Source organism: Thermoactinomyces sp. CICC 23799 (assembly GCF_016055145.1).
Lineage (GTDB): Bacteria > Bacillota > Bacilli > Thermoactinomycetales > Thermoactinomycetaceae > Thermoactinomyces > Thermoactinomyces intermedius.
In genome coordinates this window covers 273,600-285,989 of the sequence record NZ_JAECVV010000001.1, presented here as the reverse complement: position 1 = coordinate 285,989, position 12,390 = coordinate 273,600, and the positions used below count along the sequence as shown (strand labels likewise).

Here is a 12,390-nt window from a genome sequence, read left to right as displayed (position 1 = left end):
TGCCATTTTACCATTTTTTTGCGACAATGGCTACCCAGCCATCCATATGAATCTTTTCCAGTACTTGAAGCCCGCACGAAACCAGGGACTGCTGCACTGCATCCGCTTTTTCCTCAATGATCCCCGAGCCGATAAAAATACCGCCGGGCACCAGGACACGCGGCAAATCAGGAACCATCGGCAAAATCAATTCCGCCAACAGATTGCCGACGACAACATCCGCCGTTTGGGACACCCCTTTTAACAAATCGCCTTTTTCCACCCGGATCACGCTTTCGACCGGATTGAAGCCAATGTTTTCTTTTGCCTTTTCCACGGCCAGGGGATCATAATCCAACGCCAATACTTCCTTCGCTCCGAGCATGGCGGATACAATGCTTAAAATGCCGCTTCCGCAGCCCACATCAATCACCTTGGCATCGCGCGGCAAATATTTTTCCAAACACTGAATACACAGCTTGGTGGTCGGATGCGTCCCGGTTCCAAAAGCCATTCCGGGATCCAGCATGACAATTTTTTCATCCGGGCTTTCCGGCTCATATTCTTCCCACACCGGCTTGATGGTGATCGTATCGGTCACCCGGACCGGTTTGTAATAGGTTTTCCATTCGTTTTCCCAAGACTGTTCATTCACGCTTCGGATTTCGACCGATCCCTGACCGGGGGACAAGCCGAATTGCTTCAACGATTCCAGTTTCTCCTTGACTTTTTTCACCAGGGCTTCCGGATCGACCGATTGCAAATCAGACAAATAAGCTTTAATGACCACGCCTTCTTCCGGATAATCCTCCGGAGTCAATTCGATGATTTCCCCGTAACGTTTTTCAAAATCCTGATTTAAGACGTTCGAATCTTCGATGGCAACCCCGTCGGCCCCCATCACCTGCAAAAATTCACTGATGGCTTCTGCCGATTCGTGGCTTGTACGGACACTCACTTCCAGCCAATCCATCCACTCATTGCTCCCTTCACATCAAAGAAAAAACGGGCGAAATTGCCCGTTTCTCTCTCTACTCGCCTCGAAATGCCTGTTTCATCTTATCGAAAAAGTTTGTGCTTTGTTCCTGTTTGATATATTCGCCGCATAAATGGCTGAAATGACGCAAAGCTTCTTTTTGTTCCTCTGTCAATTTGGTTGGTGTAACCACACGGACTTTTACGCGCAAATCCCCTTCTCCGTATCCGCGTAAACGGGGAACACCTTTTCCGCGAAGGCGAAACTCGGTTCCGGTCTGTGTGCCGGCAGGGACTTTCAGTTTGGCACGGCCGTTTAAGGTGGGAACGATCACTTCATCTCCCAGTGCAGCCTGTCCAAAGGTGATCGGCAGTTCACAGACCAAATCGTCGCCTTCTCTTTTGAAGAATTCATGCGGTTTGATATAAACGGTAATGTATAAGTCCCCTGCCGGTCCGCCGTTTTGGCCGGGTTCTCCTTCCCCGCTCACGCGCAGTTGCGCACCTTCGTGAATCCCGGCAGGAATTTTGACGTTGATTTTCTTTTTCCGTTTCACTTGGCCGGTTCCGGAACATCCGCTGCATTTTTCACGGATGATTTTACCCGATCCGTTACATACCTGACAAATCCGCCGGTTCACAATGCGACCGAAAGGCGTATTTTGTACCACTTCGGATTGCCCGGTTCCTTGACAGGTGGAACAGGTCTCCGGTTGGGTTCCGGGTTTGGCCCCTGAACCATGACATTTTTCACACGTTTCGGTCCGCGGAATCGCCACTTCCACATTTTTCCCAAAAACCGCATCTTTAAACTCCACTGTCAAACGGTATTCCAAGTCAGCCCCTTTGCGGGGAGCATGCGGATTGGTGCTGCGGCGGCCGCCGCCGAAAAACATGTCAAAAATGTCTCCAAAACCAAAATCGGCTTCAAAACCGCCGGCGCCCCCGAATCCCTGGTTGGGATCGGCATGTCCAAAGCGGTCATATTGCGCCTTTTTCTGCGGATCGCTCAAGACTTCATAAGCTTCTTTAATCTCTTTAAATTTCTGCTCCGCATCTTTCTCTTTGTTTACATCCGGGTGGTATTTACGCGCCAATTTCCGATAGGCTTTCCGTATTTCACTTTCCGAGGCGTCACGACTCACGCCAAGCACCTCATAATAATCGCGCTTGCTCACCGGGTCACCTCCCCTTCATTGATGAAACGATTTGGTTTTGACCTTTCACAAAAAAAGGGAAAGTCAACTCAAGGCAGAGCCCCGACGCTGACTTTCCAGTCGAGGAGAACTCTTCCTGCTCCTCCTTACTTCTCATCCTCTTTCACTTCTTCGTATTCGGCATCCACGACATTGTCATCTTTTTTCTGACCGGAGTTGTCACTGCCCCCTTGGCTTTGTTGGGCACTTTGTTGTTGCATTTGTTCGTACAGTTTGATGGAAAGTTGTTGCACGGCTTGTTCCAGTTCTTCAATGCCTTTTTTGATGGCTTCGTCGTCATCTTTTTCCAAGGCTTTTTTCAACTCATCTTTGGCTTTTTCCGCTTTGTCTTTATCTCCGGCGTCCACTTTGTCGCCAAGATCTTTCAAGGTTTTGTCCGTGGTGAAAATCAGCTGGTCGGCTTTGTTTCGAAGCTCCACTTTTTCTTTTCGTTTTTTATCTTCTTCTGCATGCAATTCGGCATCTTTCACCATCCGTTCAATCTCTTCGTCGGACAATCCGCTGGAAGATTGAATGGTGATGGCTTGACTTTTTCCGGTTGCTTTATCTTTCGCCGATACATTGACAATCCCGTTTGCATCAATTTTGAAGGTGACTTCGATTTGCGGGATGCCGCGAGGTGCCGGCGGAATGTCGGTCAATTGGAAACGTCCCAATGTTTTGTTGTCCGCTGCCATTTCCCGTTCCCCTTGCAGAACGTGAATGTCCACCGTGGTTTGGTTGTCGGCAGCCGTGGAGAAGATTTGAGATTTCTCCGTCGGGATGGTCGTATTCCGTTCAATCAATTTGGTGAAGACGCCACCGAGGGTTTCGATTCCAAGGGAGAGCGGGGTGACATCCAGAAGAACCACGTCTTTCACATCTCCGGACAAGACACCGCCTTGAATGGCTGCACCCATGGCCACCACTTCATCCGGATTGACCCCTTTGCTGGGTTCTTTTCCGATCAATTTTTTAATGGCTTCCTGAACGGCCGGAATCCGTGTCGATCCTCCAACCAAAAGAACGCGGTCAATGTCTTCCGGTTTCAGGCCGGCATCATCCAGGGCCCGGCGGGTCGGAACCATCGTTCTTTCAATCAAATCCGAGCTCAGCTCTTCAAATTTCGCTCTGGTCAAGGTGACTTCCAGATGTTTCGGTCCGGTTTCATCAGCGGTCAAAAACGGCAGGGAAATCGTCGTGGTCAACACACCGGACAAGTCTTTTTTCGCTTTTTCCGCTTCATTTTTAAGACGTTGCATCACTTGGGTGGAATTGGGGTCTTTCCGCAAATCAATTCCGTTTTCTTTTTGGAACTCTTCGATCAGATAATCAATGATCACCTGGTCGAAGTCGTCCCCACCCAATTGGTTGTCTCCGCTGGTGGCCAAAACTTCAAAAACCCCGTCGCCCAGTTCCAGGATGGAAACGTCAAAGGTTCCCCCACCGAGGTCAAACACCAACACTTTTTGGTCGTCGGTGTTGTCCAAACCGTAAGCGAGTGCGGCGGCTGTCGGCTCGTTAATGATCCGAAGCACTTCAAGCCCGGCAATTTTTCCTGCGTCTTTGGTAGCCTGACGTTGACTGTCATTAAAATAAGCCGGCACGGTAATGACCGCTTGCGTGACTTCTTCCCCCAGGTAGCTTTCAGCGTCTTGTTTCAGCTTTTGCAGGATCATCGCCGAGATTTCTTGCGGGGTATATTTTTTTCCGTCAATATCCACTTTATAGTCCGTTCCCATGTGCCGTTTGATCGAAACGATGGTTTTGTCCGGGTTGGTGATCGCTTGCCGTTTTGCAGCTTCCCCAATCAAACGTTCCCCGGATTTCGAAAAGCCGACAACCGAAGGAGTGGTGCGCCCTCCTTCCGCATTTGCAATGACCACCGCTTCTTTTCCATCCATAAACGCAACACAGGAGTTGGTTGTACCCAAATCAATTCCAATCACTTTACCCATAAACTGCTACCTCCCACTTCAGTGACAAATATGAAGATAGATCTCATCTATTTACTGACTTTCACGATTGAAGGACGAATGACGCGGTCCAAGTAGCGGTACCCCGGTTGCAATTCCTCAACCACCATTCCGGATTCCACATCATCCGCTTCAACCTGCATCACCGCATTGTGTTCATGAGGATTGAATGGTTTCCCTTCGGTTTCAATTAAAGTGAGTCCTGCTTGGGACAACACATTTAAAAATTGCCGGTACACCATTTCTATGCCTTCTTGAAGCGCCTGGACATCCTGATTGGAATCGGCGGCATCAAGCGCCCTCTCGAAATTGTCAAGGACCGGCAGTAAGTTTTCCAAAAAAGGAACCACACTGTATTTCAACGCTTCCTCTTTTTCCTTGCGGGCACGCCGGCGGTAGTTTTCGTAATCGGCCAACGCCCGCAAGTACAATTCTTTGTTTTCTTCTGCTTGTTTTTTCCAATGATCTGCAGATTGTCTGGCATCTTCCAACTCAGCCTGCAACTTCTCTAGCAATTTGTCGCCGTCTTGTTCTTCTTCGGAAACCGCCTCTTCCTTTGGTGGTTCCTTTTGGATATGTAATTCTTTTTCTTCCCGGTTGGGCTCCTGCTCTAAACGGGCTTCTTCCGGTTGATGCTGGAGCTCATCTTTTTCTTGATCCATCTTAAAAATCCTCCTAAGTTTTTGAAACGGGGTCTTCTTTCATTTTCACAATGGCATGAATTCGCAAGATGGCGATCGCAACCTCACCGGCTGTTTTCAGCGCATGTGCTTTCACCAGCAACGGATCGACCACACCCATTTCAATCATATCGACGATCGTGCCACGATCGCAATCCACACCCAAGGAGTCGGATTGGCGTTTGGCTTGAAAAACTTTGACAGACTCGATCTTTTCCAACGGATTAAAGCCTGCATTGGCCACTACTTGTTTCATCGGCTTTTGGAGTGCTTCCGCCACGGCAGACACGCCGAACCGTTCCGTTCCCTGGATGGTTTCCCGGTAAAGTTCCACATGGCGGGCAATAAACAACTCAACGGCGCCGCCTCCCGGCACAAAACCGCCCCGGATGGCAGCCTGCACCGCCGATGCCGCATCTTTGGCAATGCGTTCCTGCTCTTTAATCACATCTTCCGTGGTCGCCCCGACCACAATGGTGGCATACGGCTTGCCTTGCCCGCCGGTCACGCTCACACATTGAAGCTCGTTGTCACCGGCAACCTCTTTGCACACACCCAAAAACGGCTTCATGCCGTCCGGCAAGCTGCGGCGCAAAGCGCTCCGCTTCACAATCCTCGCCCGGGTGTGCTCCGCAACTTTTCTCAGATCATCCTCTGCCACGTTTTCCACCACGACGATCCCTGCATCCGCAAAAACACTCTCTGCATACGGATCAACGGAACCTCCTGCCACAATCAGCCCCACATTTAAATGAATGATGTGTTCCAACATCACATAAAACTCTTCTTTTAATCTTTCTTGTTTGTTGTTCTGATCATCCGACGCGAAATCTTCCAAGTCCTGATCCGGTTCCAAGGAATCCGCCAAAACGAGCACAAGCGTCTCTCCTTTTTTCCGCTGCACCTCACTGTCCGTATGAGGCTGCTTGAGAAGGACCCCCGGAACCACCCGTGTCTCGCTGCGGGGATGGGCCATGACACAGGATGAAAACTTAAATCCTTTATCCAACAACTTTTCCCGTCCCAAGATATGCGCGGCTTCGGTCACCGCCATCGTGATGTCTTCATCCTCGCGGCAAGCGGTGAATGCAATCCGCTGCAGCCACTCATCATCTAATTCGTAGATGGGACGTGCTTTTTCCTGCATTTTGTGCAATGCAAACCGGATTCCTTTTTGTATCCCGTCAATGACTTTGGTTACAGGAACCCCGTGCGCCACTTGTTTAACCCCTTCATCCACCAGCGCGGAGGCCAGCAACGTGGCGGTTGTCGTTCCATCCCCCATCTCCTCCTGCTGCGCTTTGGCAACGTTGACAATCATTTTCGCAGCCGGATGCTCCGTCTTCATCAGTTCGAGGATGGTGACGCCGTCATTGGTGACCACCACTTCGTTTTTGGAGTTGACCAGCATCGTATCCAGCCCTTTGGGCCCCAAGGTGGAGGATACGGCTGAAGCCACCTCTTTCACGGCTTTGGCATTACTCTCCAATGCCGAGATCCGCGCATCCGGATTACGGACCAAAGACTCTTTTCCGGGCAACGGGTATTCCCCCTTTCTATACACAGGGACGGGGGATTCGGATCCCCCTCCCTCTCAAAACCATGATAATCCATTAATCGCCATTTTCAAAAAACGAATCCAAACGTCTTGAGAAATCTTTTGCCAACAACTGAATGATTCCGATCACCCGCCCGTAATCCATCCGGGTCGGGCCCAACACGCCGATGGTGCCAACAGGTTCCCCATTAATCATATACGATGCGGAAATGATACTACAATCCCTCACGGCTTCCAAATGGTTTTCATATCCGATGCGGACCTGCACCCCTTCGGAAGAAGTTTGGAGAAGGGATATGATCTCATCGTCATTTTCAAGGAAGTCGAGCAGGGATTTCATTTTATCCACATCACGGAATTCTGGTTGTTCCAAAATCTTCGTCGTCCCGCTGGTATACAAGCGTTCGTCCGGCTGGGCCTGCAGAATTTGATCCAGCAAGTCAGTCAGTTTTTCAAAATGGTCCACATGCCTTTGCAATTCGTCGGCCAGCTCTTTGACGACAATCTGTTTCAATTTGGAAATGGGAGAACCGGTCAAACGGAAGCGGAGGAAATTCGTCAACCGCTCAATCTCCGACAATGATACCCCTTCAGGTACGGTGATGTGCTGTTGGTAGACATGACCCGTATCCGTAACCAATATGGAAACTGCAGTCCGGTCGTTCAGAGGAACGATTTGCAGATGTTTCAATTTGCTTTCCGAAATTTTTGGCCCCAAGATAAAGGTCATATAATTGGTCAGTTGTGACAAAATTGAATTTGTATGTTTGATTGCTTGCTCGACATGATCCATCCGTGTGACATAATAATCATGCAAAGCCATTAAATCCTTCTTAGACCACATATACGGCTTCAACAAATGATCGACATAAAAACGATACCCTTTTTGTGAAGGTACTCTTCCGGCAGATGTGTGCGGTTGTTCCAAAAATCCCATTTCTTCCAGATCAGCCATGACGTTGCGAACCGTTGCGGCACTAAAATGAATTCCTTCTTTCTTGGAAACCGTGCGTGAACCAACCGGTTCAGCAGATAAGATGTAATCATCAATGACTGCCCAAAGGATCATCTTCTGCCGCTCGCTTAACATCTGCCTCCCCTCCTTGTTAGCACTCCTGAAGGACGAGTGCTAAAAATACTATTTTTAAATTACCAAACGGCTGAAATGATGTCAACGGATGCCTCTATAATTCCACGCCGTTGAGAAATGAGGCGAACACCTCATTTCCAAACAAAAGACCTTTTTCCGTCAAGGAGATCCAATCTCCCTCCATTTTGATGAATTTTTGACTTTCCAAATTCCTCAAGACCGTGCCAAACACTTCTTCCGGCCGGCAACCGTACCGGCGGGCAAAACGGGAACGTTCCACCCCTTTTAACAGGCGGAGGCCCAGAATCATGAAGTTTTCCATATCTTCTTCCCGGTGGACCTGATACGATTCTTTCACCGGCAAATCCCCCTGCCGGATTTGGTCGATATAGGCCCGGACCCCCGTCACGTTCGCATAGCGGGTGGAACCGACATAGCCGTGCGCCCCGGTCCCCAAACCATAGTATTCTTCATTCAGCCAATACGTGGTATTGTGCCTGCTCTCCCTTCCGGGCTTGGCAAAGTTGCTCACTTCATATTGGATATACCCCTTTTCCTGCATAAACGAACGGATCAATTGGTACATCTCAAACTCTTCGTCTTCTGTCGGAAGCGGCAACTCCTTCCGCTGGTGCAAGTGATAAAACACCGTGCCCTCTTCGATTTTCAGGCTGTAACAGGAAAAATGCCCCGGATCGAGAGACATGGCTTCATTTAATGTATGTTTCAGATCATCGACGGTTTGCGTCGGGAGACCGAACATCAGATCCAGTGAGATGTTGTCAAAACCGGCCTTGCGGGCAGCGTCGACACTTTCCCGGATTTCCCCGGCGCTGTGAATGCGCCCGATTCTCTTTAACAGATCCGGCCGGAAGGTTTGCGCCCCAAAACTGATCCGGTTCACGCCTCCTTCGCGCATGACGGAAAGCAGTTCGGGACTGGTGGTGCCGGGATTGGCTTCAACGGTGAATTCCAGCCGGCCGGACCAATCCGGAAAATGAACTCGCAAATCCCGAAGGAGCTTTTCCATTTGCTTCGGAGTCAACACGGTCGGGGTGCCGCCTCCGATAAAAATGGTTTCAATTTCTTGCGGTTTGGTTGCTGTTGTCACCATCTCCATTTCCCGCTTCAACGCATCCAAATAATCATCCACCGGCTGCCCGCCCACGACATAAGCCGTAAAGTCACAGTAATAACATTTATTTGTACAAAAAGGAATATGAACATAAACCGATTTGGGCGGCAAAACCCCCACCTCCTTGATAAAAGCCGCAAGCGTTTTACCCGCCTGCGGCTTTTCCTCTTTATTTCTGTTCGTCAATCTTCAGCACGGCCATGAAGGCTTCTTGGGGAACCTCCACGCTTCCCACGGATTTCATTCTTTTCTTTCCTTCTTTTTGCTTTTCAAGCAGCTTTCTTTTGCGGCTGACGTCACCGCCGTAACACTTGGCCAATACATTTTTGCGTACGGCACGGATGGTTTCCCTTGCGATCACCTTGTTGCCGATGGCCGCCTGCACGGGCACTTCAAACATTTGCCGCGGAATCAGGCTTTTCAGCTTTTCCACCAACGCCCGGCCGCGCTGATAGGCACGATCCCGGTGAACGATAAACGACAAGGCATCCACAATCTCTCCATTGAGGAGAATGTCCAGTTTCACCAGATTCGATTCCTTGTAACCGACCAATTCATAATCAAAGGAGGCATACCCTTTGGTGTTGGATTTCAACTGGTCGAAAAAGTCATATACAATCTCGGCCAAAGGCAACTCATAAACCAGGTTGACCCGGTTTTGATCCAGGTAATCCATATTGACGTATTGTCCCCTTTTATTTTGGCATATCTCCATCACCGCACCGACATAGTCGTTGGGAACCATGATGCTGGCTTTCACATACGGCTCTTCCACCCGGTCGATCTCCTGCACTGGCGGCATCAAGGTCGGATTTTCAATTTCCAACATCGTGCCGTCAGTTTTGTGAATCCGGTATACCACACTGGGAGCGGTGGTGATCAATTCAATTCCAAATTCCCGTTCAATCCGTTCCTGGACAATCTCCATGTGCAAAAGCCCCAAAAAACCGCAACGGAAGCCAAAGCCGAGCGCTTGTGACGTCTCGGGCTCAAAAGACAAGGAAGCATCATTCAATTCCAGCTTTTCAAGGGCTTCGCGCAAATTGTCGTAGTCGGACGAATCCACCGGATACAACCCGCAAAAGACCATCGGATTGATGCGCCGGTAACCGGCCAACGGCTCTGCAGCCGGGCGGTCCCGGTCGGTGATCGTGTCCCCCACCCGGGTGTCGCGCACGTTTTTGATGTTGGCACAGACAAATCCCACTTCACCGGCCTTCAACTCATTGGTGATCACGGGGCGCGGTGCGAAAACGCCGACTTCGGTCACTTCAAACGTTTTGCCCGAGGCCATCATCCGGATGCCCATGCCCTTTTTGATCGATCCCTCAAAAACACGGGTATAAATAATGACGCCTTTATAGGAATCATAAACCGAATCAAAAATGAGCGCCCGAAGCGGAGCGGATTCATCCCCTTCCGGCGGGGGAACCTTTTCCACAATCTGCTCCAGAATCTCTTCAATCCCGATGCCGGCTTTCGCCGATGCCAATACCGCATCACTGGCATCCAACCCAATCACGTCTTCAATTTCCTGCTTCACGCGCTCCGGGTCCGCACTGGGTAGATCGATTTTATTGATAACGGGAATGATTTCAAGATCGTTTTCCAAAGCCAAATAAACGTTGGCCAGCGTCTGCGCTTCCACCCCCTGGGAAGCATCCACCACCAGCAACGCTCCTTCACATGCCTGCAAAGAACGGGAAACTTCATAGGAAAAGTCCACATGTCCCGGCGTATCAATCAGGTTCAACACATACTCTTTCCCATCCCTGGCTTTGTAGGGGATACGCACGGTCTGCAACTTGATGGTGATTCCCCGTTCTCTTTCCAAATCCATCTGATCCAGGAATTGATCTTGCATTTCCCTTTCGGACAAAGCACCCGTTTTCTCCAAAATCCGATCTGCCAACGTCGATTTCCCATGGTCAATGTGGGCGATGATTGAAAAATTTCGTATCTGTTTCTGATTCTTGTTTTCCATTCCCGTTCTTTTCCCTCCTGCAAAATGCAAGACTGCATTCCTAAATTATATCAGCAGACACAGGAGGATTCAACGACATAAAAAAAGCACAAGGACCGCGGTCCCCATGCATCTGCCGGGATGGGAGACGGAAAAAGCTATGATCTTGTCCAGGCAAACAACCGGTCGGCCAATTCGCGCAACAGTTCGCGGATCATCGTGCCGACCTGATTTCCGGTCTCCGCAAGATAATTGGTCCCTTCCCTCATTTCCCGCCCGGTGCTTTTTTCCGGATTTTTTGCACCGGCTTTCGCCGACGCTTCTTCGGACCCGATGGTTTGGCCGAAGACGGAGATTTCGATTTTCCCTTCCTGCGGAGTGATTTGAATGGCCCGTGGCGCCCCTTCAATCCCTTGCATTTTTTGCATATTCCGTTCCGCAACGTCCATCCCGATGAAAATGCCGAAAACCAACATGGACAAAAGCCCGATGATCTGCACCCAAACCCGCATGTTTCTCCACCTCAAACTGATTTAAGATCCTTCTTGCTGCATCACCGGCGTGGCATCATGAATCCGCTGCGCCAGCACTTCCGCCAACACTTCGACCGACCGGTATGCTTCTTCGAAGGTGTTATCCACCCCTCCCACTTCCACAAGCATGCTGTTGGGGGATAAAGACTGGTTATATTCACCGTTGTTCCCATTTGTCCGTTCTTTAATAATCACCGCCCGGGACAAACCGGGATATTGTTTGTTGATTTCTTTGTGCAACTCGCGGGCCAGCTTCAGATTTCTCTCAAAATGCTTGCTCGATTTTCCCACGACAAAAGCGAACCGGGCGTAACTTTTCCCGTTATATGTTTTGGTGGTTTTGTCCCTTCGTTGCGCATCCCTGTGTAAATCGATCAAATAGGTGATCCCTTCGTGCTGCCCCATCACGGATTGCACCATTTTCCTCGATTGCTTGTACGCTCCCGAATCCCAGGTGTATTTCCGTTCAGCCGTGACCGCCCCGATGCCCATCTTCTCGAGCACTTGGGCCAGATGTTGAGAGACGAGCGTGATGTTTTTTTCGATATGCGATGCTTTCTGCGGATTTTTTTCTCCCAACTCCGGCAAGTAAGACTCCCAAAAATGCGTTGAGTAAATCAAAACTTTTTTCTCTTTGATTCCGCTTTGGGTTGTGCTGGTGCGGTCCTGATCCGGTTTTTCCATCGCCTTGATAATCTCTTTTTCCAATTCGGGAGGAGGCGCCGATTCAATGGGAATCGATGTGTAATCGACATCAGCACTTGCCACGTCAATTTCGCTGTCAAAAAGTGCGTACATCGGCAACTCCCGGCCCAGAAAGGTACGGGGATCTTGTAAATTCATGCTGGTCAACAGTTCAAATGTCATGCGGGATACAATCCCGTCCAATCCGGCCGAACCGATTTCTTCCTGAAAATACGGGATGTTCTCCCCCATCACCATGGCCAGGGTTTTGGCCGATATGTGGGAAGCCACCCGGCTGAAATCCGAACCCTGCATACTGTTTTCGGCCTGAACCATGACCCAGGCTCCCACAAACGAAAACAACACCGCGATGGCCAAAAATAAAAAAACCAAGACTCTTCTGGTTCGCGGACGTGCCAAATTTAACGTCATAAACCTTCGATACCGATGATTCATCCGGTTCACCCTTTGCCAGCTTGTCTCTCATCCCTAAGCTATGAAAAAACCGGCAAAAGTAGAACCTATGAGACTTAAAAAATACAGGAGAAGGGTTGATAGAAATCCAAACCGGCTTCTCAAAAACTCTCTCAAAGCATAAAAAACAGAAGCCTGTCCGCTCAC

Annotated in this window: 10 protein-coding genes; all 10 read right to left on the bottom strand. The window is 49.7% G+C overall.

Annotated features, from left to right (window positions below; all coding sequences use genetic code 11):
* Nucleotides 1–7: 7 nt before the first annotated feature.
* Nucleotides 8–952: a 50S ribosomal protein L11 methyltransferase gene (prmA, locus tag I8U21_RS01540; protein ID WP_181730951.1), complete on the bottom strand. Its 945-nt coding sequence runs from the start codon at nucleotides 950–952 to the stop codon at nucleotides 8–10.
* 58 nt (nucleotides 953–1,010) lie between these two features.
* Nucleotides 1,011–2,132 (bottom strand): molecular chaperone DnaJ, encoded by a 1,122-nt coding sequence (gene dnaJ, locus I8U21_RS01535; protein WP_049720353.1) that lies wholly within the window; start codon nucleotides 2,130–2,132, stop codon nucleotides 1,011–1,013.
* A 125-nt stretch (nucleotides 2,133–2,257) separates the two neighbouring features.
* On the bottom strand, nucleotides 2,258–4,108 hold the full coding sequence (dnaK, locus tag I8U21_RS01530) for a molecular chaperone DnaK (RefSeq protein ID WP_181730952.1): 1,851 nt from the start codon (nucleotides 4,106–4,108) through the stop codon (nucleotides 2,258–2,260).
* Between the two features lie 47 nt (nucleotides 4,109–4,155).
* Nucleotides 4,156–4,788 carry a nucleotide exchange factor GrpE gene (grpE, locus tag I8U21_RS01525; RefSeq protein WP_181730953.1) on the bottom strand — a complete coding sequence of 211 codons (633 nt, stop codon included), beginning with the start codon at nucleotides 4,786–4,788 and terminating at the stop codon, nucleotides 4,156–4,158.
* Between the two features lie 13 nt (nucleotides 4,789–4,801).
* On the bottom strand, nucleotides 4,802–6,346 hold the full coding sequence (locus I8U21_RS01520) for a TCP-1/cpn60 chaperonin family protein (protein WP_181730954.1): 1,545 nt from the start codon (nucleotides 6,344–6,346) through the stop codon (nucleotides 4,802–4,804).
* Between the two features lie 73 nt (nucleotides 6,347–6,419).
* Nucleotides 6,420–7,454 carry a heat-inducible transcriptional repressor HrcA gene (hrcA, locus tag I8U21_RS01515; protein ID WP_181730955.1) on the bottom strand — a complete coding sequence of 345 codons (1,035 nt, stop codon included), beginning with the start codon at nucleotides 7,452–7,454 and terminating at the stop codon, nucleotides 6,420–6,422.
* A 94-nt stretch (nucleotides 7,455–7,548) separates the two neighbouring features.
* Complete coding sequence (hemW, locus tag I8U21_RS01510) at nucleotides 7,549–8,700, bottom strand: radical SAM family heme chaperone HemW (protein ID WP_181730956.1); 1,152 nt, start codon at nucleotides 8,698–8,700, stop codon at nucleotides 7,549–7,551.
* A 58-nt stretch (nucleotides 8,701–8,758) separates the two neighbouring features.
* Nucleotides 8,759–10,573 (bottom strand): translation elongation factor 4, encoded by a 1,815-nt coding sequence (gene lepA, locus I8U21_RS01505; protein ID WP_181730957.1) that lies wholly within the window; start codon nucleotides 10,571–10,573, stop codon nucleotides 8,759–8,761.
* A 137-nt stretch (nucleotides 10,574–10,710) separates the two neighbouring features.
* On the bottom strand, nucleotides 10,711–11,064 hold the full coding sequence (locus I8U21_RS01500; protein ID WP_181730958.1) for a DUF3679 domain-containing protein: 354 nt from the start codon (nucleotides 11,062–11,064) through the stop codon (nucleotides 10,711–10,713).
* A 21-nt stretch (nucleotides 11,065–11,085) separates the two neighbouring features.
* Nucleotides 11,086–12,225 carry a stage II sporulation protein P gene (gene spoIIP, locus I8U21_RS01495; protein WP_181730959.1) on the bottom strand — a complete coding sequence of 380 codons (1,140 nt, stop codon included), beginning with the start codon at nucleotides 12,223–12,225 and terminating at the stop codon, nucleotides 11,086–11,088.
* Nucleotides 12,226–12,390: the final 165 nt, after the last annotated feature.

Excerpts from the sequence above, each read along its gene's own strand:
- prmA (WP_181730951.1), bottom strand. The coding sequence starts at position 952 with ATGGATTGGCTGGAAGTGAGTGTCCGTACAAGCCACGAATCGGCAGAA.
- dnaK (WP_181730952.1), bottom strand. The coding sequence starts at position 4,108 with ATGGGTAAAGTGATTGGAATTGATTTGGGTACAACCAACTCCTGTGTT.
- grpE (WP_181730953.1), bottom strand. The coding sequence starts at position 4,788 with ATGGATCAAGAAAAAGATGAGCTCCAGCATCAACCGGAAGAAGCCCGT.
- hrcA (WP_181730955.1), bottom strand. The coding sequence starts at position 7,454 with ATGTTAAGCGAGCGGCAGAAGATGATCCTTTGGGCAGTCATTGATGAT.
- lepA (WP_181730957.1), bottom strand. The coding sequence starts at position 10,573 with ATGGAAAACAAGAATCAGAAACAGATACGAAATTTTTCAATCATCGCC.
- I8U21_RS01500 (WP_181730958.1), bottom strand. The coding sequence starts at position 11,064 with ATGCGGGTTTGGGTGCAGATCATCGGGCTTTTGTCCATGTTGGTTTTC.
- spoIIP (WP_181730959.1), bottom strand. The coding sequence starts at position 12,225 with ATGAATCATCGGTATCGAAGGTTTATGACGTTAAATTTGGCACGTCCG.